19 protein-coding genes are annotated in these 20,448 nt (G+C 65.2%); 14 read left to right on the top strand and 5 right to left on the bottom strand.

Going from position 1 to position 20,448, the window contains the following annotated elements:
• The 3 genes from B3E91_RS02350 to B3E91_RS02340 form a co-directional block, all read right to left on the bottom strand.
• Window positions 1-194 (bottom strand): hypothetical protein (locus B3E91_RS02350; protein ID WP_287028207.1); only part of this gene is annotated, 194 nt, incomplete at its 3' end.
• 282 nt (window positions 195-476) lie between these two features.
• Window positions 477-1,196, bottom strand: coding sequence for a 16S rRNA (uracil(1498)-N(3))-methyltransferase (locus tag B3E91_RS02345; protein ID WP_090224034.1), 720 nt, complete (start codon window positions 1,194-1,196; stop codon window positions 477-479).
• Between the two features lie 320 nt (window positions 1,197-1,516).
• Complete coding sequence (locus B3E91_RS02340; protein ID WP_287028205.1) at window positions 1,517-2,923, bottom strand: adenosylmethionine--8-amino-7-oxononanoate transaminase; 1,407 nt, start codon at window positions 2,921-2,923, stop codon at window positions 1,517-1,519.
• 181 nt (window positions 2,924-3,104) lie between these two features.
• On the opposite strand from B3E91_RS02340, the gene B3E91_RS02335 reads away from it, so the two are divergent.
• Window positions 3,105-3,662: a cytochrome b gene (locus tag B3E91_RS02335; protein WP_287028204.1), complete on the top strand. Its 558-nt coding sequence runs from the start codon at window positions 3,105-3,107 to the stop codon at window positions 3,660-3,662.
• A gap of 22 nt (window positions 3,663-3,684) precedes the next feature.
• A complete protein-coding gene (locus B3E91_RS02330) occupies window positions 3,685-4,275 on the top strand; it encodes a YceI family protein (RefSeq protein WP_090224029.1) in 591 nt (196 codons plus the stop codon).
• 757 nt (window positions 4,276-5,032) lie between these two features.
• Here B3E91_RS02330 and B3E91_RS02325 read toward each other — a convergent pair.
• On the bottom strand, window positions 5,033-6,817 hold the full coding sequence (locus tag B3E91_RS02325) for a DEAD/DEAH box helicase (RefSeq protein ID WP_287028203.1): 1,785 nt from the start codon (window positions 6,815-6,817) through the stop codon (window positions 5,033-5,035).
• 257 nt (window positions 6,818-7,074) lie between these two features.
• Entirely contained in the window at window positions 7,075-7,716 is a 642-nt protein-coding gene (aphA, locus tag B3E91_RS02320; RefSeq protein ID WP_287028202.1) for an acid phosphatase AphA, read from the bottom strand.
• A 427-nt stretch (window positions 7,717-8,143) separates the two neighbouring features.
• Here aphA and B3E91_RS02315 point away from each other — a divergent pair, with 427 nt between their 5' ends.
• The 12 genes from B3E91_RS02315 to B3E91_RS02260 form a co-directional block, all read left to right on the top strand.
• Window positions 8,144-8,551, top strand: coding sequence for an ExbD/TolR family protein (locus tag B3E91_RS02315; protein ID WP_090224023.1), 408 nt, complete (start codon window positions 8,144-8,146; stop codon window positions 8,549-8,551).
• A 3-nt stretch (window positions 8,552-8,554) separates the two neighbouring features.
• On the top strand, window positions 8,555-9,325 hold the full coding sequence (locus B3E91_RS02310; RefSeq protein ID WP_287028200.1) for an energy transducer TonB family protein: 771 nt from the start codon (window positions 8,555-8,557) through the stop codon (window positions 9,323-9,325).
• 50 nt (window positions 9,326-9,375) lie between these two features.
• Window positions 9,376-11,664 carry a TonB-dependent receptor family protein gene (locus B3E91_RS02305; protein WP_287028199.1) on the top strand — a complete coding sequence of 763 codons (2,289 nt, stop codon included), beginning with the start codon at window positions 9,376-9,378 and terminating at the stop codon, window positions 11,662-11,664.
• A gap of 61 nt (window positions 11,665-11,725) precedes the next feature.
• Window positions 11,726-12,367: a MotA/TolQ/ExbB proton channel family protein gene (locus B3E91_RS02300; protein ID WP_090224017.1), complete on the top strand. Its 642-nt coding sequence runs from the start codon at window positions 11,726-11,728 to the stop codon at window positions 12,365-12,367.
• A 39-nt stretch (window positions 12,368-12,406) separates the two neighbouring features.
• A complete protein-coding gene (locus tag B3E91_RS02295) occupies window positions 12,407-14,101 on the top strand; it encodes a bifunctional metallophosphatase/5'-nucleotidase (protein WP_287028198.1) in 1,695 nt (564 codons plus the stop codon).
• Complete coding sequence (locus tag B3E91_RS02290) at window positions 14,098-14,517, top strand: cytidine deaminase (protein WP_287028196.1); 420 nt, start codon at window positions 14,098-14,100, stop codon at window positions 14,515-14,517. The genes B3E91_RS02295 and B3E91_RS02290 overlap by 4 nt, the downstream gene beginning before the upstream one ends.
• Window positions 14,518-14,583: 66 nt before the next feature.
• Window positions 14,584-15,843: a NupC/NupG family nucleoside CNT transporter gene (locus tag B3E91_RS02285; protein WP_287028195.1), complete on the top strand. Its 1,260-nt coding sequence runs from the start codon at window positions 14,584-14,586 to the stop codon at window positions 15,841-15,843.
• 31 nt (window positions 15,844-15,874) lie between these two features.
• The gene (gene deoC / locus B3E91_RS02280) at window positions 15,875-16,651 is read left to right on the top strand and encodes a deoxyribose-phosphate aldolase (RefSeq protein ID WP_287028193.1); all 777 of its coding nucleotides are present in this window, start codon (window positions 15,875-15,877) and stop codon (window positions 16,649-16,651) included.
• Window positions 16,651-17,970: a thymidine phosphorylase gene (deoA, locus tag B3E91_RS02275; protein ID WP_287028192.1), complete on the top strand. Its 1,320-nt coding sequence runs from the start codon at window positions 16,651-16,653 to the stop codon at window positions 17,968-17,970. Before deoC ends, deoA begins: the two co-directional genes overlap by 1 nt.
• On the top strand, window positions 17,970-19,196 hold the full coding sequence (locus B3E91_RS02270) for a phosphopentomutase (RefSeq protein ID WP_287028191.1): 1,227 nt from the start codon (window positions 17,970-17,972) through the stop codon (window positions 19,194-19,196). Before deoA ends, B3E91_RS02270 begins: the two co-directional genes overlap by 1 nt.
• A gap of 15 nt (window positions 19,197-19,211) precedes the next feature.
• Window positions 19,212-19,922 (top strand): purine-nucleoside phosphorylase, encoded by a 711-nt coding sequence (gene deoD / locus B3E91_RS02265; RefSeq protein ID WP_287028190.1) that lies wholly within the window; start codon window positions 19,212-19,214, stop codon window positions 19,920-19,922.
• Window positions 19,923-19,974: 52 nt separating this feature from the next.
• Window positions 19,975-20,448, top strand: a 474-nt coding sequence (locus B3E91_RS02260) for a S1/P1 nuclease (protein ID WP_287028188.1), incomplete at its 3' end; no start/stop codon positions are given.

Below are 20,448 nucleotides of genomic sequence, written 5' to 3'. Positions count from 1 at the left end.
CGCCAGCTTGCGGCGATGCTTTTGGGCACGTTGATCGCGAGCTCTTGCAGGGGCGTGCGCATGCGGGGCTTTTTCGTTGGGGCCGTGGGGGCGGACGCTGGTGGGCTGAAGCCCACCCTACGGGACTGCAGGCGCCAGCTTGCGGCGATGCTTTGGGGTACGTTGATCACGAGCTCCTGCAGGGGCGTGCGCATGCGGGGCTTTTTCGTTGGGGGCCTTGGGGAGTCGGGCGCCGGTGAGCTGAAGCCCACCCTACGGGACTTTAGGCGCCAGCTTGCTGGCGATGCTTTTGGGCGCGTTGATCGCGAGCGAGCTCCTGCAGGGGCGTGCGTAGGGTGGGCTTCAGCCCACCACCCCGGCATCGACGAACCCCGGTGGGCTGAAGCCCCCATAGCGGACCGGAGTGGCCATATTGGCTTCGTAGGGCGGGTGCAACCCGCGTGATGAGCTTCCTTTATCAGCCGCGGATATCTCAGCTAGAAGTCGCCCCACAACTGCTGGGCCACGGCCAGCGCCACCACTGGCGCGGTTTCGGTGCGCAGCACGCGCGGGCCGAGCCGCGCGGGGTGGAAGCCGGCGCGGCTGGCGCTGGCGACTTCGTTGTCGTTGAGGCCGCCCTCGGGGCCGATGAGGAAGGCCAGGCTGGTCGGCTTGGCGTGGCTGCTCAGCGGCTCGGCGAAGGGATGCAGGACCAGTTTGAGGTCGGCCGGCGTCTGCTCCAGCCACTGCGCCAGCGGCAGCGGCGAATGGATCGTCGGCAGCCGCGAGCGGCCGCACTGCTCGCAGGCGCTGATCGCCACCTGGCGCCAGTGGGCCAGGCGCTTGTCGGCGCGCTCGTCCTTCAGGCGCACTTCGCAACGCTCGCTGAAGATCGGCGTGATCTCGGCGACCCCCAGCTCGGTGGCTTTCTGGATCGCCCAGTCCATCCGTTCGCCGCGCGACAGGCCCTGGCCGAGGTGCACGCGCAACGGAGATTCCGCTTGCCCCTCGACGCGCTCGTTCAGCTCGACGCGCACGCTTTTCTTGCCGACCTCCACCAGTTCGCCGAGGTACTCGAAGCCGCTGCCATCGAACAGCTGCACGGCGGCACCGGCGTTCAGCCGCAGCACGCGACCGAGGTAATGGGCCTGGGCCTCGGGCAGTTCGTGCTGGCCGAGGGCGAGCGGGGCGTCGATGAAGAAGCGGGAGAGGCGCATGGGGTTCCGGTGGGCGAAGTGTGAGACGCGATTCTACCGGCTTTGCCGGCAAAGGCGGCGTGATGCTTTGGTGCGCGCGGCGCACCCTACGGGGCGTTGGCCGTTGGCACCGCCCGGTGGGTTACGCCGCGCGGGCTTCTGTAGGAATTCGACCCCTCTCGGTGCGCGGCTAACCCACCCTACGGCACGTACGGGCGCCGTTTCGTAGTTTCGTAGGGTGGATCGCGCTTCAATGATCCACCTGGTGATGTGACTGCGGATGAACAGATCGTCATCCACCCTGCGCCGGGAAGGCGATCCCGTCTGTCCTGTGGCCGCCTTCAGCCCGGATCGCGATGGTTCGGATGCAGGTCGCGGTTCACCGCCACGCTGACGTGGCTGCGCGTGGCCAGGTCGATGCCTTCGCTGGCGACTTCGGCGAGGAAGTCGATCTGCTCCGGGGTGATCACGTAGGGCGGCAGGAAGTACACCACGCTGCCCAGCGGGCGCAGCAGCGCGCCGCGTGACAGCCCATGCTGGTACACCGCCAGGCCGCGGCGCTCCTGCCACGGATAGGCGCTCTTGCTCGGCTTGTCCTGGACCATCTCGATGGCCAGGGCCATGCCGGTCTGGCGCACTTCGGCGACGTGCGGGTGGTCGGCGAGGTGCGCGGTGGCCTCGGCCATGCGCAGGGCGAGGGCGCGGTTGGCCTCGATCACCTTGTCTTCCTCGAAGATGTCCAGGGTCGCCAGCGCCGCCGCGCAGGCCAGCGGGTTGCCGGTGTAGCTGTGCGAGTGGAGGAAGGCGCGCAGGGTGTCGTATTCAGCGTAGAAGGCCTGGTAGATCGTGTCGGTGGTCAGGCAGGCGGCCAGCGGCAGGTAGCCGCCGGTGAGGGCCTTGGACAGGCAGAGGAAGTCCGGGCGGATGCCGGCCTGCTCGCAGGCGAACATCGTCCCGGTGCGGCCGAAGCCGACGGCGATCTCGTCGTGGATCAGGTGCACGCCATAGCGGTCGCAGGCCTCGCGCAGCAGCTTGAGGTACACCGGGTGGTACATGCGCATGCCGCCAGCGCCCTGGATCAACGGCTCGACGATCACTGCGGCGACCTCGTGGTGGTGCTCGGCGAGGGTGCGCTCCATGTGCGCGAACATCGCCCTCGAGTGTTCCTCCCAGCACATGCCCTCGGGGCGGAAGTAGCAGTCCGGGCTGGGCACCTTGAGGGTGTCCAGCAGCAGCGACCGGTAGGTCTCGGTGAACAGCGCGACATCGCCCACCGACATCGCCGCCACGGTTTCGCCGTGATAGCTGTTGGACAGGGTGACGAAACGCTTCTTCTCCGGGCGGCCGACGTTGAGCCAGTAGTGGTAGCTCATCTTCAGCGCCACTTCGATGCACGAGGAGCCGTTGTCGGCGTAGAACACCCGCTCCAGCCCGGCCGGCGTCAGCCTGACCAGGCGCTCGGACAGTTCGATCACCGGCTGGTGGCTGAAGCCGGCGAGGATCACGTGTTCGAGCTGGTCGACCTGATCCTTGATGCGCTGGTTGATCCGCGGGTTGGCGTGGCCGAACACGTTGACCCACCAGGAGCTGACCGCGTCTAGGTAGCGCTTGCCGTCGAAATCCTCGAGCCAGACGCCTTCGCCGCGACGGATCGGGATCACCGGCAGGCGCTCGTGATCCTTCATCTGCGTGCAGGGATGCCAGAGTACGGCGAGGTCGCGCTGCGTCCAGTCGTGGTTCTGACTCATGGTGACCTCCGAAAAAAGAGCGCGAAGCCTAGCAGATCGGTCCGTCGATGAGCCGGGAGAACGGCCTCTGAAAAATCTTGATATCTAATAGTTCGATATTTCGGAGCAGATTATTGCGCTTTTAAACCATTATCTTGAAGGTAATCTCTGCTCATTCTCCGACAGGCAAGGTCAGACAACGATGCAACTGCGCAACTCCCCCGCTCGCTATGGACTGGTCAGTGTGATCCTGCACTGGGGCGTGGCGCTGACCGTGTTCGGCATGTTCGGGCTGGGCATCTGGATGGTCGACCTCGGCTATTACGATGCGTGGCGCAAGGCCGGCCCGGACCTGCACAAGAGCATCGGCCTGGTGCTTCTGGCGGTGATGCTGCTGCGTGTGGTCTGGCGTTTCGTCAGCCCGCCGCCGCCTCCCACGCCCAACCAGGGGCCGCGGACGCGCCTGGCCGCGAAGGCCGGCCACCTGTTCCTCTATGTCGTCCTGTTCGTCGTGATGATCGCCGGCTACCTGATTTCCACCGCCGACGGCGTGGGGATTCCGGTGTTCGGCCTGTTCGACGTACCGGCGCTGGTCAGCGGGTTGCCGAACCAGGCGGACGTTGCCGGCGATATCCACCTCTACCTCGCCTGGACCCTGGTGATCTTCGCCGGGCTGCATGGCCTGGCGGCGCTGAAACACCACTTCATCGACCGTGATGCCACCCTGGTGCGCATGCTCGGCCGCAACGCCAAACCCTGATATTCACTGGAAGGAACTCGTCATGCTGAAGAAATCCCTGCTTTCCCTGGCCCTCGGTGGCGCACTGCTGGCCGGCAACGTCATGGCTGCCGACTACACCATCGACAAGGAAGGCCAACACGCCTTCGTCGACTTCAAGGTCAGCCACCTCGGCTACAGCTATATCACCGGCACCTTCCGCGACTTCGACGGCACCTTCAGTTTCGATGCCGCCAAGCCGGAAGACGCCAAGATCAACGTCACCCTGAAGACCGCCAGCGTGTTCTCCAACCATGCCGAGCGTGACAAGCACGTCTCCAGCGGCGACTTCCTCAACGTGGCCAAATTCCCCGAAGCCACCTTCGTCTCCACCAGCGTCAAGCCCACCGGCAAGAACGCCGACGGCAAGCTGACCGCCGACGTGACCGGCGACCTGACCCTGCTCGGCGTGACCAAGTCGATCGTGATCAAGTCGACCTTCCTCGGCGAAGGCAAGGACCCATGGGGCGGCTACCGCGCCGGCTTCGAGGGTTCCACCACCATCAACCGCATGGACTTCGGCAAGATGATGGACCTCGGCCCGCAGTCCAACGCGGTCGAGCTGTATTTCACCTTCGAAGGTGTGCGCAAGTAAGCGATCCCGCACCAACGAAAACGCCGGCCCAGGGCCGGCGTTTTCGTTTCCGCCCCTCACACAGCCCGCCCTTGTAGGAGCCAGCTTGCTGGCGATGCTCTTGATCCATTGGGCCCGCTGATCGCCAGCGTGCTGGCTCCTACAGATGGCGATTCGCTCCGGCTGTAGGGTGGGCTTCAGCCCACCGGTGTGGGTCAGGATCGAGGTGTATCGCGTGGGCTGAAGCCCACCCTACGAGGTGCGGCCTACGTGATCTCTGATTGCGGCCTCGCCACAGGTGCCCTTCAGTAGGGCGGGTGCAACCTGCGGCTGTCATGCGAGCCATGCAGGTCCGTCCGCTCCCCGAAAACGCCGGCCCCAGGGCCGGCGTTCTTCGTTTCTGATTCTCACAAAGCCCTGCCCCTGTAGGAGCCAGCTTGCTGGCGATGCTCTTGATCCTTCGAGCCCGCTGATCGCCAGCGAGCTGGCTCCTACAGAAGGGCAATTCGCTCAGGCTGTAGGGTGGGCTTCAGCCCACCGGCGCGCCAGGCTCGAGGTGTATCGCGTGGGCTGAAGCCCACCCTACCGGGGATGTCGCCTACCGTAGATCCCCGTCTGATGCGTAGCTCGCACTCTTGCGTAGGGCGGGTGCAACCCGCCGCTGTTATGCCGGCCATACGCGGTCTGTCCGGTAAGTGAAAACGAAAAACGCCGGCACAGGGCCGGCGTTCTTCGTTTGCCGCGCGACGCGCCAGGGCGCGTTGCGCAACGGAGGGCTTCAGCGGTTGCGCGTGAGCAGCGCCGGCTTCTCGCCGCGCGGACGCTGCGGCAGTTGATCGAGCTGCTCGGGAGTCGGCAGGCGGTCGGCCTTCGATTCCTTGTGCACGATCAGCGGCTGCTTGTCGCGGGCGCCGCGAACGGCAGGCTCCTGGCGCGATTCGTCACGGTCGCGGCCGCCTTGCGGGCGGGCACGTTGGTCGTCGCGCTTCGGTCCCTTGCCACGGCCACCCTGGCCCTGGCCAGCCGCGCGCGGCTTGCCCTGACCGCCACCACCGGCCGGACGACCGCCGGCCGGTGAGCCTTGGCCGGGCTGCCCATTGGCGGGGCGACGTCCGCGGTTCTGCGCCTTGCCCTGGTACGGGCTGACGTAGTCGGCGCGGTTGCCGAAATTGTCCACGTCGTCGTCGAGGAACTCTTCCGGATCGCGGTTGGCCGGGATCTGCGGTGCGCGGGTCGGGCGTGCCGCCGCGTCGCCCTGGGCTTGCGCTTTCGGCTTGTCGCCGCCGCCGCGACGGTTGCGGCCCTTGGGCTGTTCCTTCTTCTCGCCGGACTCCGCCTTGCGCTCGCCGCGTTGCGGACGCGCATTGCGCGGCTGGCGCGGCTCGCGCACTTCGGGTTTCTCCGCCTCGATGGTGCTCGGGTCGAAGCCCAGGGTGTCGCCGTCGGGAATGCGCTGCTTGGTCAGGCGTTCGATGCCCTTGAGCAGCTTCTCCTCGTCCGGCGCGACCAGCGAGATCGCCTCGCCGCTGCGCCCGGCACGGCCGGTACGACCGATGCGGTGAACGTAGTCTTCCTCGACGTTGGGCAGTTCGAAGTTGACCACGTGGGGCAACTGGTCGATGTCCAGGCCGCGGGCGGCGATGTCGGTGGCGACCAGGATGCGGATGGCATTGGCCTTGAAATCGGCCAGGGCCTTGGTGCGCGCGTTCTGGCTCTTGTTGCCGTGGATCGCCTGGGCCGGCAGGCCGTGCTTGTCGAGGTACTCGGCAAGACGGTTGGCGCCGTGCTTGGTGCGGGTGAAGACCAGCACCTGTTCCCAGGCGCCCTGGGTGATCAGGTGCGCCAGCAACGCGCGCTTGTGGCTGGCCTGGACGCGGAACAGGCGCTGTTCGATACGCTCCACCGTGGTGTTCGGCGGGGTGACCTCGATCCGCTCCGGGTTGTGCAACAGCTTGCCGGCGAGATCGGTGATGTCCTTGGAGAAGGTCGCCGAGAACAGCAGGTTCTGCCGTTGCGCGGGGAGCTTGGCGAGGACCTTCTTGACGTCATGGATGAAGCCCATGTCGAGCATGCGGTCGGCTTCGTCGAGGACCAGGATTTCCACGTGGGAAAGGTCGATGGCCTTCTGGTTCGCCAGGTCGAGCAAACGACCCGGGCAGGCGACGAGCACGTCGACGCCCTTGGCCAGCGCCTGTACCTGCGGGTTCATGCCGACGCCGCCGAAGATGCAGGCGCTGACGAAGGGCAGGTCACGGGCGTAGAGCTTGAAGCTGTCATGCACCTGGGCGGCGAGTTCGCGCGTCGGTGTCAGGACCAGTACGCGCGGCTGGCGCGGACCGTGGCGGTGGGCCTTGTCGGGGTGACCACCTGGAAACAGCAACTCGAGGACCGGAAGGGCGAATCCGCCCGTCTTACCGGTACCCGTCTGGGCGGCGACCATCAGGTCGCGACCTTGCAACACGGCGGGGATGGCCCGCTGTTGCACCGGAGTGGGCTGGGTGTAGCCGGCGGCTTCGACAGCGCGGGCTAAAGCCTCGGAGAGACCGAGGGAAGCAAAGGACATGGGGAATCCTGTCAGTTAGGGCTGGGCCGTAGGGCGATCTGCCTGGCTTGAATGCACGCGTTGTGGGGCGTGATCCCGTCCGGTCCTGCTGGCGAGTTGCCGAGCATCCGGGCGTAAGCCTGGCGGGAGCGCGGAGTATAACAGAGGCTGTCAACGCCGCAGTGCTGGGACAGTGTGTCAGGTCCGAGGTTCATCCGCCAGCCTCGGGCGCCAGGCGGGCACCGCCCAGTGGTGCCCGCCTGCAGCGCAGCGGCGCGTCAGTGGGTCGAGTCGATCAGCACTTCCTCGCCCAGCGCGCCGTTCACCGGTAGCGGCTGGTAGGTGGAGTTGCTCGCGCGCATCACGCGGATCGGCCGTGCACCGGCGGCGCGGGCCGAGGTGATGTCGGCATCCGAGTCGCCGTAATAGATGCCCAGGCCGCGGTCGTGGATGAAGCGGGTCTTCTCCGGGCCTGAGGTGAACACCACCGGCTGCATGTCGCGAATGGCGAAGGTCTGCTGCAGGATCGCGGTCAGTTGCTCGCCTTCGGTATGCGGGCGACCGGTGATGAAGTAGAGGGTGTCGCCGCGCTTCTGGTGCATGTCGATCAACGCCCTCGCCACGTCCTTGGGCAGCGAATAGCGGTCGCAGCCGGCGTTGGTTTCGGTCCAGAAATCGGTGTTCTTCAGGTAATCGTCGGAGCCCGGCGAGTACTTCTGCTGGCCGTAATGAAAGCAGGGGCTGGAGAACAGCACGGTGTCGTCGATATCGAAGCCCACCGCGATCGGCGCCTTGCCCTGCACGCTGGCGGCGACGTCGGCGACGTCGATCCAGCGCACCTCGGGCTGTGTCTTGTGCGGCGCGCAGCCGACCAGCAGCAGTGAAAGAACACTCGTCAGAAAAAGGGTTGGGATTCGCACGAGGACCTCGCGATCAATGAAATGAGCCTCGGTCGTGAGCAAGCTGCATGCCGATAACGGTATCCGGCCGGGGACGAGAGGCTTTCGGTGCTCTTATATACCTGACAGTTGTGTCAGATACATTGCGAGCGCCGTAATTTCGCTCTCGGCTTGTACGGAGCGGTCGCTATTGGTGCAAGCTTGATCATCGAATGATCATTTTCGGGCTTTTTAGAGCCTTCGCTTTGCGGTGTTTGCCTGATTTTCAGTCTGCACCACCGACGAATTTTCCCCCTAAGCGCCCTTTAATCAAACTGTAACGCGCTGCTTCTATTGTATTCCTGACGCAGATGTCAGCTTTGGCATGCTCTGTGCTCTGGCTAATCGCAACGAAACGACGTGCCTGCCGATCGAGCGGCGCACACAGGAAACGGTGGAGTAATCAACGATGCGTAGTTGGGAAGAGCCGAAGAAGAAGCGCCTGCATATCGAGATCATCCCGATGATCGACGTGATGATGTTCCTGCTGGTGTTCTTCGTACTGATCAGTCTGAACGTGATCCCGGCCCTGGGCATCAAGACCCAGTTGCCCGGCGCGGCCCATGCGCAGCAACTGAAGCCGCAGAACAAGGCGGTGATCACCCTCGGCCTCGACGACCGCCTGCAGCTCGATGGCCAGGACCTCGCCGAAGACGCCCTGGTTGCCCAGCTGAAGACGCTGGAGAACACCAGCGAGAAGCTGGTGATCATCCTCAACAGCGATCAGGACGTGGAAGTCGGTCGGCTGGTGGCGGTCATGGATCTGCTCAAGAGCAATGGCTTCTCTTCCGTCTCGATCGCCACGCGAAAGCTGTAAGTCATGTCGATCTTTTTCAAATCCCGGAAAGCACTCGCCAGCCTGCCCGCCATTTGCCTGTTGGCGCTGGCCGTGCAGAGCGCGCTGAAGTCGGACCTGAAGATCACGCCCAAGTATGACGACAGCACCGTTGAGGTCGCGCTGATCGATCCGGCCGAACTGCTGCCGCCTGAGCCGATTCCGGAGCCGCCCCCGCCGCCGGAGCCCGAACCGATACCCGAGCCGCCGCCGGAGCCCGACCCGGAGCCTGTGGTCGAGCTGCCCGAGCCGCCGCCGAAACCCAAGCCCAAGCCTCCGGAGCCCAAACCGCAGCCGCCGAAGCCCAAGCCGCAAGTGGTGAGCAAGCCGACACCAACACCGCCGCCCGCACAGCCAGTAGTGGCGAAGGCCCCTCCCGCCGTGCCTGCACCGACACCTGCGCCGGCAGCGGTACCCGCACCACCTGCCGCGCCGAAGGCCGACGCGGCGGCGCTGGAAAGCCGTTACACCGCTGCCCTGCGCGCGGAGTTGGAGCGCTACAAGCAGTACCCGCGCGGTCGCGAAGCCTCGCTTCAGCGCCCGGAGGGCAACGTAGTGATCTGGCTGATGGTTGATCGAAGCGGCAACGTTCTGGACTCGGGCATCGAGACCAAGGCCAAGAACATGCTGCTCAACAAGGCGGCACAGACGAGTCTGCGGCGTTTGGAGAAGGTCAATCCGTTTCCTTCGGAGGCCTTCGGGGGCAAGGACAGATATCGCTTCACCGCCACCTTCGTCTACAACGTAGAAAATTAGAAATCATAAGTAAAACAAGCACCTGCCGAAATAAAACCAGGAGTTAATACGTGAAACTCAACCCAATTTATGCGGTGTTTCTGGCAGCCGGTCTCGGGGGATGGACGGCCGCTGCTCTGGCTCAGGATTCGGTAGACGTCGGTGACGTCGAAGTGACCGGGAAGAGCCTCGGCAATGGTCAGATGGTCCAGGAGGAGGCGCCGAAGGGGCGTTCCACCGTGACCAAGGAAGCTCTGGAAAAGATGTCGCCGACCAGCAACGGCATCGACAAGCTGAAGTACACGCCCGGCATCAACGTTTCCAGTGACGACAGCACGGGCCTGTCCGGCTTCAACTTCACCATGCGCGGCATGCAGTCCGACCAGATCGGCGTGACCATGGACGGTATCCCGGTGAACGATTCGGGCAACTACAACATGTACCCGAACCTGCTGGGCGACCCGGAAAACCTGGAGGAGGTGTTTGCCACCCAGGGGTCTTCGGAAATGGATGCCCCGCACATCGGTTCGTCCGGCGGCAACATCGGCCTGGTTTCCATGCGTCCGACCGAAGACTTCGGTGTCTTCGTCAAGCAGACCGTGGGCAGCAATAATCTCGACAAGACCTTCGTCCGGGTGAACACCGGCGAGTACATGGGGCTTTCCAACTACATCTCGGCCTCGAAGACCAACAGCGACAAGTGGAAAGGCAAGGGCGACCTGGATGCGCAGAAATTCGAGCTGAACAGCCTGTTCAAGTTCGGCGAAGGCAACAGCATCAACGGCATCGTCAAGTACCACAAGCAGGAGAACTACAACTACGTGTCTCCCAGCCTGGCGCAGTACGAGTCCGACCACGACTACGACTTCCCCGAGGTGCCGACCTACAACCCGACCACCGGGAAGCTGACTACCGCCAGCTACAAGACTTCGCGCAACCCGTTCGAGAACGTGACCACCTCGCTGACCGGCCGCTTCCAGTTGCGCGACGACGTGTTGCTTACCGTCGCGCCCTACTACTACTGGGCGAACGGAGGCAGCTACAGCGCCTATGGCTCACCGGCCACGCTGTACAGCACCACCAACAGCTCGGGCAACTACGACCTGAGCAATCTGCAGACCTCGGGGCAATACAACGCCGACGGTGATCCGGTCAGCGGCCGCTATTACCGCCCCTCGATCACCGAGACCTGGCGCCCAGGCATCAACACCAAAGTCACCTGGACCCTGAACGACGAGCACACGCTGGACGTCGGCTACTGGTACGAGCGCGCGCGTCAGCGCCAGACCCAGCCGTTCATCGCGCTGGAGTCCGATGGCAGCCCCACCGACATCTGGGGCAAGCACGGCGCTGTGGATGCCAACGGCAAGACCATTCAGGGGCGCAACTACTTCACCATCACCCCGGCGCACAAACTGTTCGTGCAGGACACCTGGTACGCCACGCCCGATCTGACGCTCAGCGGTGGTGTCGCCTACGAGCATTCGGAGCGCAAGGGCAACATGAAGGCGAGCCTTTACGACGTCCCGGAGAAGCGCACCGCCACCTACCACGAGTTCCTGCCGAGCTTCAGTGCCAAGTACCAGATCAACGAGGAAAACCAGGCGTTCTACAACCTGACCCGCAATATGCGCACGCCGCAGAACTACGTGCTCTACAACACCGAGGACTCGATCAGCCTCAAACCGGAGCTGAGCTGGAACAACGAGCTGGGCTGGCGCTATGCGACCGACGACATGTCCCTCAGCGCCACGCTGTTCTACCTCAAGTTCAAGAACCGCCAGGTATCCAGCCGCGACGAAGTCACCGGCGACTACGAGATGCTCAACGTTGGCGAGGTAGAGAACCGTGGCGTCGAGTTCGAGTTCAGCGGCCTGTTGCCGCATGACTTCAACTACTACGCCTCTTACACCTACACCGAGGCGGAGCAGCAGAACGACACGCTGTACTACGGCGTTTACGTGCCGACCAAGGGCAAGCAGGTGGCAGGCGTTCCGAAGAACATGTTCAACCTCAGCCTCGGTTACGACGATGGGCGTTTCTACGGCAACGTGGTCGGCAAGTACGTCGATAACCAGTATGGCGACCTGACCAACGACCAAAGCATTCCGCATTACACCGTGGTTGACCTGAACGTCGGTTATCGCCTGCCGGTGAACAAGGAATACGTGAAGAGCGCGACGGTACGTCTGTCGGTTAACAACCTGTTCAACCGCGAATACCTGAGCGGCGTACGCACCGTGACCTTCAACTCGGTCCGCTACAACGGCGAAGGCAGCGCCTTCGCCGGTGCACAGACTCCGTACTACACCATCGGCGAAGAGCAGACCGTAGCGGTCTCGCTCGAAGCTTCCTTCTGACCCGAAAAAGGACCGGCCACCCGGCCGGTCCGCCGCCTGATTTGCCAGAGGTGACCCTGCAATGAATATGGATCTGCTCCACGACATTACCTTCTACATCATGTACGGCGCGGCTGCGCTGGCCGCCTTCGTGGTCGTGGAACGCGGCATTTTCTTCTCCTACAACCTGAGCAAGGCGCGCAAGCTGGAAGCCGCCCTGCACAGCAAGGTGCGCAGCTTCGACGAACTGCCCGAAGACCTGCGCAAGCGCGACAGCCTGCCCCTGCAGTTGCTGCGCCAGCTGTTCGAGGGGCGTGTCGGACTGCACTCGCACAACGAACTGGAAGACCTCGGCCAGGCCATCTACATCTCCATGCGCGGCAAGCTCTCGCACGGTCTGTGGATTCTCGAGGCGGTGGTCGCCGGTGCGCCGCTGCTCGGCCTGCTCGGCACCATCCTCGGCATCATCGATACCTTCAAGGCACTCGCCGAAGCCGGCGTGTCCGATCCGGGCGAAGTCTCCCGTGGCATCGGCACCGCGCTTTACGCCACCGCCCTGGGTATCTCCATCGCGCTGGTCGGCCTAGTCTGCAACAGCCACCTGCAGGATCGCCTCGAGCTGATCAACGATCACTTGAAAATGCTCCTGCTGCGTGCCGGCATGGGTACCGCTTTCGCCGCCAAACCGGTCGTCGCGCAGGCTTCCAGCCTGCAGCACGCCTGAGACGTCCGGGGAGTTCTCATGTCGCACGCGAGTACCGTTATGCGCCCGCTTTCACTGCTGCTGGCGGCCCTGCTGCTGGCTGGCTGCGAGAAGGCGACGGCGCCGGTTGAAGTCAACGTCGCGGCCATCAACGACTTCCACGGCAACCTGCTGAGCAATCCGTTCAGCTACCAGGATGCCGCCGCCGAGGGCGGCGTGGTCAAGCTGAAGGCCGGCGGGATCGGCGCGCTGAGCGGTCTGGTCGCGCAACTTCGCCAGCAGGATCCGGAGCTGCTGCTGATCGGCGCGGGCGACATGATCGGCGGCAGCCCGCCGATTTCCTCGATGTGGGCCGACGAGCCGACGCTGGATGCGCTTGATCTGATCGGCCTGAAGTTCACTGCCGTGGGCAATCACGAGCTGGACCAGGGCAAGACCGAGCTGCTGCGGCAGATCGCGGGCGGTTGCGAGTCGACCCGGCCGGACAAGGCCTGCCAGTTCGACAAGGCCTACAAGGGCACCAGCTTTCCGTACATCTCCGCCAACCTGATGGACAGGCAGACTGGCAAGCCGGTGTTCCAGGCTTACCGCATCGAACAGGCGCACGGCGCGAAGATCGCCTTCGTCGGCGCGACGCTCAAGGATGTCGCCGCCTACGTCAGTGCCAAGAGCATGGACGGCCTGTACACCGTCGACGAAGCGGACGCGATCAACGCGCTGCTGCCGGAGCTGAAGGAACAGAAGGTCGATGCCATCGTGGTGGTCATCCACCAGGGCGGCGAGACCCCGGAACGCTTCGACCAGCCGGATTGCAAGCAGCTCGGCGGCGACGTGGTCGACGTGGTCAAGCGCCTCGATCCGCTGATCAAGGTGGTGGTCAGTGCGCATACGCACCAGGGCTACTTGTGCCGCGTCGGCGACAAGCTGGTCACCCAGGGCGCCTCCTTCGGCCGCCTGATGACCCATCTCACCCTGACCATCGACACGCGCAAGCACCAGTTGCTCGACGTGAAGGCTGAGAACCTGGTGGTCGATCCGCAGCGCTACAGCGCCACGCCGGAAATCGCCGCGCTGCAGAAGGAAGTGGAAACCCGCAGCCAGGCGCAGCTCGGTCAGCCGTTGGCGCGCCTCGGCGCCCGTCAGGTGGATCGCAAGACCAATGCCTCGGGCGAATCGGCGATGGGCGATTTGATCGCCGACGCGCAACTCGCCGCCACCCGTGCCCTTGGCGCGCAGGTGGCGCTGATGAACCTCGGTGGCATGCGCATGGACCTCACGCTGGAGGACGGCCAGGACAAGGTCGACTACGGCCAGGTCGCCAGCGTGCAGCCGTTCAACAACACGCTGAACATCATCACCCTGACCGGCGCGCAGCTGCGCGAGCTGCTGGAGCAGCAGTGGCAGAGCGGCAGCATGGGCTTCTATCCGCTGCAGCCTTCGGCGTCGCTGAGCTATCGCTGGGACGCGGCGCGACCCAGGGGTCAGCACGTGATCGCCGAAAGCCTGATGATCGACGGCGAGCCGGTACAGCCGGAGCAGGAATACCGGATCACCGTGAACTCCTTCCTCGCCGATGGCGGCGACAACTTCAGCGTACTCAAACAGGGCAAACGCCTGGACACCGGCCTGAATGACCTCGAGGCGCTGATCGCCTACCTGCAGGGCCGCGACCAGGCCGGCCAGCCGGCAGGGCAGATCAGCGCCGAACAACGGATCCAGCAGGTCGGCGAAAGCCTTGCCGGGAGTGAGCAATGAAACGCAGCCGCGAACTGCAGGCTCTGTACGAGCGCCTGCTGCCGGAGGCCATCGCGGCCTCCGAACAGGCCTGGTGCCCGCACTCGGAATTTCCCGTGGGCGCCGCGCTGATGACTGCGGACGGTGTGGTCATCCGCGGCTGCAACGTGGAGAACGTGTCCTACGGGCTGACCAACTGCGCGGAGCGCACCGCGCTGTTCAGCGCCATCTGCCAGGGCGAGAAGCCGAAGAGCTTCAGGGCGATGCTGGTGTATGCACCGAAAGTTGCACTGATCTCGCCCTGCGGCGCCTGCCGCCAGGTGATGGTCGAGCTGCTCGGCAAGGGCTGCCCGGTCTTCTGCGTAGGCCACGACGCATCGGCGGCGCGGTACTGGACGGTGGAGCAACTGTTACCCGGCGCCTTCAGCGAGTTCTGAAGGCACACGCCCAACCGGCCACAGGCGCCGGGGGCCTACTTGAGTCGTGCGTATGGGGAGTGATCGATGGGTCTCATCGGTATTGTGGTGTTGTTGCTGCTGGCGGTGGCGCTGTCCAGCAACCGTCGGGCGATTCGTCTGCGCACCGTGGGCGGGGCTTTCCTGATCCAGGCCGGCCTTGGGGCGTTCGCGCTTTACGTACCCTGGGGACAGGATGCGCTGAGCGGCGTTTCCAATTCGGTGTCCTCGCTGCAGGGCTATGCCAACCAGGGAATCGACTTCCTCTTCGGTGGCCTGAGTAGCAACCGGATGTTCGAGGTGTTCGGTAACGGCGGTTTCGTCTTCGCCATCAAGGTGCTGCCGCTGATCGTGTTCTTCAGCAGTTTCATCGCGGTGCTCTATCACCTCGGTGTGATGAATCTGGTCATTCGCGTCCTCGGCGGCGCGCTGCAGCGGCTGCTCGGGACCAGTCGCACCGAGTCGATGTCCGCGACGGCCAACATCTTCGTCGGGCAGACCGAGGCGCCGATGGTGATCCGTCCATTCCTCTCGCGGATGACCCGCTCCGAACTCTTCGCGGTGATGGTAGGCGGGCTCGCCTCGGTGGCCGGCTCCGTGCTGATCGGCTATGCCAGCCTCGGTATCGAACTCAAGTACCTGATCGCCGCGAGCTTCATGGCCGCTCCAGGCGGACTGCTGATGGCCAAGCTGATGGAGCCGGAGACCGAAAGGCCAAACGATGACCCCGACGATATCCCCGTGGACCTCGACGACAAGCCGGTCAACGTTATCGACGCCGCGGCGCTGGGGGCGTCCGGTGGCCTGCAGCTGGCGCTCAACGTCGGCGCCATGCTGCTCGCCTTTATCGCCCTGATCGCGTTGCTCAACGGCATCCTCGGCTGGGCGGGTGCCTGGTTCGGCTTTCCGCACCTGAGCTTGCAGTTGCTGCTCGGCTATCTGCTTGCGCCGCTGGCCCTGGTGCTCGGCGTGCCGTGGAGCGAGGCGGTGACCGCCGGCGGTTTCATCGGGGAGAAACTGGTGCTCAACGAGTTTGTCGCCTATGTCGATTTCGCCGCCCATATCGATCCTTCCCAGGCGGCTGCCAAGGGGTTGTCGGTACTTTCCGCGCACACGCAGGTGATCATCACCTTTGCCCTGTGCGGATTCGCCAATCTGTCGTCGATCGGCATTCTGCTCGGCGGTCTCGGCGTAATGGCTCCCAATCGTCGCCAGGACCTCGCCCGGCTCGGCCTCAAGGCGGTGGTCGCGGGCACCTTGTCTAACCTGATGAGTGCGGCGATCGCCGGCGTATTCGTCTCGATATGAACAGAACTTACTGCATTAGTGTGAACAAGAAATGACCGACAACGATGAAACCCTCGCGCGCAAGGTAATTGCGCTGCTCGACCTGACTTCGCTGAACGACGATGACGACGCTGCGCGTATCGTCGAGTTGTGTCACAGGGCGATGACCCCGGCCGGCCCGGTCGCCGCGGTGTGCGTGTTCCCGCGCTTCGTCGCGCTGGCGCGGGGTACCCTCGACGCCTTGGGCGGCCAGTCCGTGGCGGTGGCCACGGTAACCAACTTCCCTGCCGGCAGCACGGCGCTCGACGACGTGCTCGCCGAGACCCGGCAGGCGCTCGAAGACGGTGCCGACGAGATCGACGTGGTCTACCCCTACCGCGCGCTGCTGGCCGGCGACGCCGCCAGCGGCATCGCCCTGGTGCAGGCCTGCAAGGCGCTCTGCGAAGGGCGCGCGCTGCTCAAGGTGATCCTCGAGACCGGCGAGCTGGTCGATCCGCTGCTGATCCGCAGGGCCAGCCAGGACGCCATCGCCGCCGGCGCCGACTTCATCAAGACCAGCACTGGCAAGGTCAGGACCAACGCCACCGCCGAGGCGGCGGAAATCATGCTCGCCTGCATCGCCGATTCGGGCGGCGTGGTGGGCTTCAAACCGGCGGGCGGGATGAAGACGCTGCCCGAGGCGCTGGTCTACCTGTGGCTCGCCGAGCGCCTCAACGGGCACGAGTGGATCACTCCGCGGCACCTGCGCTTCGGCGCCTCCAGCCTGCTGAACGATTTGCTGCGCCGGCTCGGCCAGGCCTCGGCACCGTCGATGGGGGGAGCTTACTGATGGGCTGGTTACCGCAGGAAGTGATCCGTCGAAAGCGCGACGGCAAGGTGCTCAGCGAGGCCGATATCCAGCGTTTCGTAGCCGGCATCACCGATTTCAGCATCAGCGAAGGACAGGCCGCGGCGTTCGCCATGGCTGTGCTGCTCAAGGGCATGAACATCGAGGAACGCATCGCCCTGGCCGCCGCCATGCGCGACTCCGGCCGCGTGCTGAGCTGGAATCTGCCCGGCCCGGTGGTCGACAAGCATTCCACCGGCGGCATTGGCGATCTCGTCAGCCTGCCACTGGCACCGCTGCTGGCCGCGTGCGGCTGTTACGTGCCGATGATCTCCGGGCGCGGCCTCGGCCACACCGGCGGCACCCTGGACAAGCTGGACAGCATTCCCGGCTACGACAGCCAGCCGAGCATGGCGCGCCTGCACGAGGTGGTGGCGCAGGTCGGCTGCGCGATCATCGGCCAGACCAACGACCTGGCTCCCGCGGACAAGCGCCTCTACGCGATCCGCGACGTCACCGCCACGGTGGAATCCATCGACCTGATCGTCGCCTCGATCCTCAGCAAGAAGCTGGCGGCCGGGCTCGACGTGTTGCTGATCGACGTGAAGGTTGGCAACGGCGCCTTCATGGCCCAGGCCGACGATGCCCTGGCGCTGGCCGAGAGCATCGTCGCGGTGGCCAACGGCGCCGGCGTGCGCACCCGCGCGTTGATCACCGACATGAGCCAGCCACTGGCCCGTTCGGCGGGCAACGCCCTGGAAGTGGAAGAGGCTATCGCCCTGCTGCGCGGCGAAGTGCGCAGCCAGCGTCTGTGGGACGTGACTCTGGCGTTGGCCGAGCAGACGCTGCTCTGCGCCGGCCTGGCGAGCAGCGCCGAGCTGGCCCGCGAGCAACTGCTGGCGGCCTGGCAGAGCGGCGCCGCACTGGAATGCTTCGCGCAGATGGTCAAGGCCCTTGGCGGCCCGGCGGACCTGGTCGAGCGCCCGGATAACTACCTGCCGGCCGCACCCGTAGTCATGCCGGTCTACGCCCCGCTCGAAGGCCTGGTGCAATCCATCGATACGCGCGCGGTGGGCATCGCGGTGGTCGCCCTCGGTGGCGGTCGGCGGCGTCCCCAGGACAGCATCGACCCGGCGGTTGGCCTCAGCGAGCTGGCCTTTCCCGGCGAGCGCGTCGGTCCGAATCGCCCGCTGGCGCTGGTGCATGCCCGCGATCTGGCGCAGGCCGAGCAGGCCGCCTCTGCAGTGCTGGCCGCCTACCAGGTCGCCATCGAGCCGCGCGAAGTGCCGGCGCTGATCTCACGCCTATGCCTGGAGGCGTGATGAAGCGCGCCCTCTTGCTGGTCCTCGACTCCTTCGGCATCGGTGCCAGCGCCGATGCCGAGCGCTTCGGCGATGCCGGGGCGAACACTCTGCTGCACATCGCCGAGGCCTGTGCCCGCGGCGAGGCGGACAGCGCGATACGCCACGGCGTGCTGAAACTGCCGAACCTGGCGCGACTCGGCCTCGGTCATGCCGCGGCGCTGAGCGGCGGGGAATTCCCGCCGGGCTTCTGTGCCGACATCGAGGTCGACGGTGCCTACGGCTACGCCCGCGAGCTTTCCAGTGGCAAGGACACGCCGTCCGGCCACTGGGAAATGGCCGGCGTGCCGGTGCTGTTCGACTGGGGCTATTTCGAGGCGCGCGAGAACAGTTTTCCCGTCGAGCTGCTCGACGCACTGATCGCCCGTGGCGACCTGCCCGGCATCCTGGGCAATTGCCATGCCTCGGGCACCACCATCCTCGAACAGCTCGGCGACGACCATGTCGCGACGGGAAAACCCATTCTCTACACCTCGGCCGACAGCGTGCTGCAGATCGCCGCCCACGAGGAACACTTCGGCCTGGAGCGCCTGCTCGCGCTCTGCGAACTGGCGCGCGAGCTGTGCGACCCCTACAACATCGGCCGAGTCATCGCCCGGCCGTTCCGCGGTGACGGCCCGAGCAACTACGCGCGCACCGGCAACCGCCGCGACTACGCCGTGCCACCACCGGCGCCAACCCTGCTCGACCGCCTCTGCGCAGCCGGCGGCCAGGTGTACGCGGTGGGCAAGATCGGTGACATCTTCGCCCACCGGGGCATCAGCAAACTGTACAAGGCCGACGGCAACCACGCGCTGTTCGACGCCACGCTGCAGGCCCTGAGCGAGGCGCCGGACCGCACCCTGGTGTTCAGCAATTTCGTCGACTTCGACATGCTCTACGGCCACCGCCGCGACATCGCCGGCTACGCCGCCGCGCTGGAGGCCTTCGACCTGCGCCTGCCCGAGCTGCTGGCGCAGATGCAGCCGGGCGACCTGCTGATGCTCGCCGCCGACCACGGCTGCGATCCGAGCACACCGGGCAGCGACCACACCCGCGAGCACATCCCCGTGCTCGCCTGGGGCAACGGCGTCGCCGCCGGCAGCCTCGGCGAGCGCGAAACCTTTGCCGATATCGGCCAGACCCTGGCCGATTTCTTCGAGCTGCCGTCGTGCTCCCATGGACGGTCTTTTCTTTCCCCCCATTGATCGAAGGCGTCTGACATGCCGACCCCTCACATCGCCGCCCAAATGGGCGATTTTGCCGAAACCGTGCTGATGCCCGGCGATCCGCTGCGCGCCAAGATGCTCGCCGACACCTATTTGTCCGAGGTCGTACAGGTCAACGGCGTGCGCAACATGCTCGGCTACACCGGCCTCTACCAGGGCCAGCGCATCTCGGTGATGGGCTCCGGGATGGGCATCCCGTCGCTGTCGATCTACGCCCACGAGCTGTTCAGCCAGTTCGGCGTGCAGCGCATCATCCGCGTCGGCAGTTGCGGCGCCACCCAGCCGCACGTCAAGGTGCACGATCTGGTGATCGGCATGGGGGCCAGCACCGACTCGGTGGTCAACCGTAAGCGCCTGGGAGGCTTCGACTTCGCCGCCATAGCCGACTACCGGTTGCTCGAACGCGTGGTGCGGACCGCCGACGCGCGCGGCCAGGCCATCCATGTGGGCAACGTGTTCTCCGCCGATCTGTTCTACGAGCCGGACCCGGTGATGTTCGAGCGCATGACCAAAATGGGCATCCTCGCGGTGGAAATGGAGGCGGCCGGGCTCTACGGCGTCGCCGCCGAGTTGGGCAAGCAGGCGCTGACCGTGCTGACCGTCAGCGACCACATCCTCACCGGCGAGAAGCTCAGCGCCGAGCAGCGCCAGGAAGACTTCCACGACATGCTGCGCCTGACCCTCGATGCGCTGTGCCAGGCCTGATCAACGCCACGGCGGCCGACGACGTGCCGCCTCCAGAAGGAGAAACGTGCAAATGAATGCGAGCAAAACCTTGCGTAACGGCCTGCTGCTGGTGGCCGGCCTGTGGGCTGGTCAGGTATTGGCCTGGGGCCAGCAGGGCACTGCCCTGGTCGGCGAGCTGGCGCAGCGCCAGCTGAATGCCGATGCCAAGGCCGAAGCGGCGCGGCTGCTTGGGCTGATCAAGCAGAGCGATTTCTCGGTGGTCGCCAACTGGGCCGGCAGCCTGGACCAGAACCCGCAGACCAAGGCGCTCTGGGAGAAGACCAGGAACGAACGGCTGGTGATCTACAAGGCCGACGACTGCCAGTACCAGCCACCGCGCGACTGCCCGGATGGGGTGTGTACCGTGGCCGCCATCGAGCGCAACCGCGCCACCCTGGCCGACCCCAAGGCGCCGAACCAGGCGCGGCTGATGGCGCTGCTGTTCCTCATTCACCACGTCGCCGACGCCAGCTCACCGCTGAACAACAGCTTCAAGGACGACAAG

Origin of the sequence: Pseudomonas sp. UBA6310, from assembly GCF_002438225.1 — a bacterium.
GTDB classification, from domain to species: domain Bacteria; phylum Pseudomonadota; class Gammaproteobacteria; order Pseudomonadales; family Pseudomonadaceae; genus Pseudomonas_O; species Pseudomonas_O kuykendallii.
Note: the sequence above shows the minus strand (reverse complement) of the source record. Positions and strands in the feature narration are given on the sequence as shown.

Coding starts and splice junctions, on each gene's coding strand:
- B3E91_RS02345 (WP_090224034.1), bottom strand. CDS start 1,196: ATGCGCCTCTCCCGCTTCTTCATCGACGCCCCGCTCGCCCTCGGCCAG.
- B3E91_RS02340 (WP_287028205.1), bottom strand. CDS start 2,923: ATGAGTCAGAACCACGACTGGACGCAGCGCGACCTCGCCGTACTCTGG.
- B3E91_RS02335 (WP_287028204.1), top strand. CDS start 3,105: ATGCAACTGCGCAACTCCCCCGCTCGCTATGGACTGGTCAGTGTGATC.
- B3E91_RS02330 (WP_090224029.1), top strand. CDS start 3,685: ATGCTGAAGAAATCCCTGCTTTCCCTGGCCCTCGGTGGCGCACTGCTG.
- B3E91_RS02325 (WP_287028203.1), bottom strand. CDS start 6,817: ATGTCCTTTGCTTCCCTCGGTCTCTCCGAGGCTTTAGCCCGCGCTGTC.
- B3E91_RS02315 (WP_090224023.1), top strand. CDS start 8,144: ATGCGTAGTTGGGAAGAGCCGAAGAAGAAGCGCCTGCATATCGAGATC.
- B3E91_RS02310 (WP_287028200.1), top strand. CDS start 8,555: ATGTCGATCTTTTTCAAATCCCGGAAAGCACTCGCCAGCCTGCCCGCC.
- B3E91_RS02300 (WP_090224017.1), top strand. CDS start 11,726: ATGAATATGGATCTGCTCCACGACATTACCTTCTACATCATGTACGGC.
- B3E91_RS02295 (WP_287028198.1), top strand. CDS start 12,407: ATGCGCCCGCTTTCACTGCTGCTGGCGGCCCTGCTGCTGGCTGGCTGC.
- B3E91_RS02290 (WP_287028196.1), top strand. CDS start 14,098: ATGAAACGCAGCCGCGAACTGCAGGCTCTGTACGAGCGCCTGCTGCCG.
- B3E91_RS02285 (WP_287028195.1), top strand. CDS start 14,584: ATGGGTCTCATCGGTATTGTGGTGTTGTTGCTGCTGGCGGTGGCGCTG.
- deoC (WP_287028193.1), top strand. CDS start 15,875: ATGACCGACAACGATGAAACCCTCGCGCGCAAGGTAATTGCGCTGCTC.
- deoA (WP_287028192.1), top strand. CDS start 16,651: ATGGGCTGGTTACCGCAGGAAGTGATCCGTCGAAAGCGCGACGGCAAG.
- B3E91_RS02270 (WP_287028191.1), top strand. CDS start 17,970: ATGAAGCGCGCCCTCTTGCTGGTCCTCGACTCCTTCGGCATCGGTGCC.
- deoD (WP_287028190.1), top strand. CDS start 19,212: ATGCCGACCCCTCACATCGCCGCCCAAATGGGCGATTTTGCCGAAACC.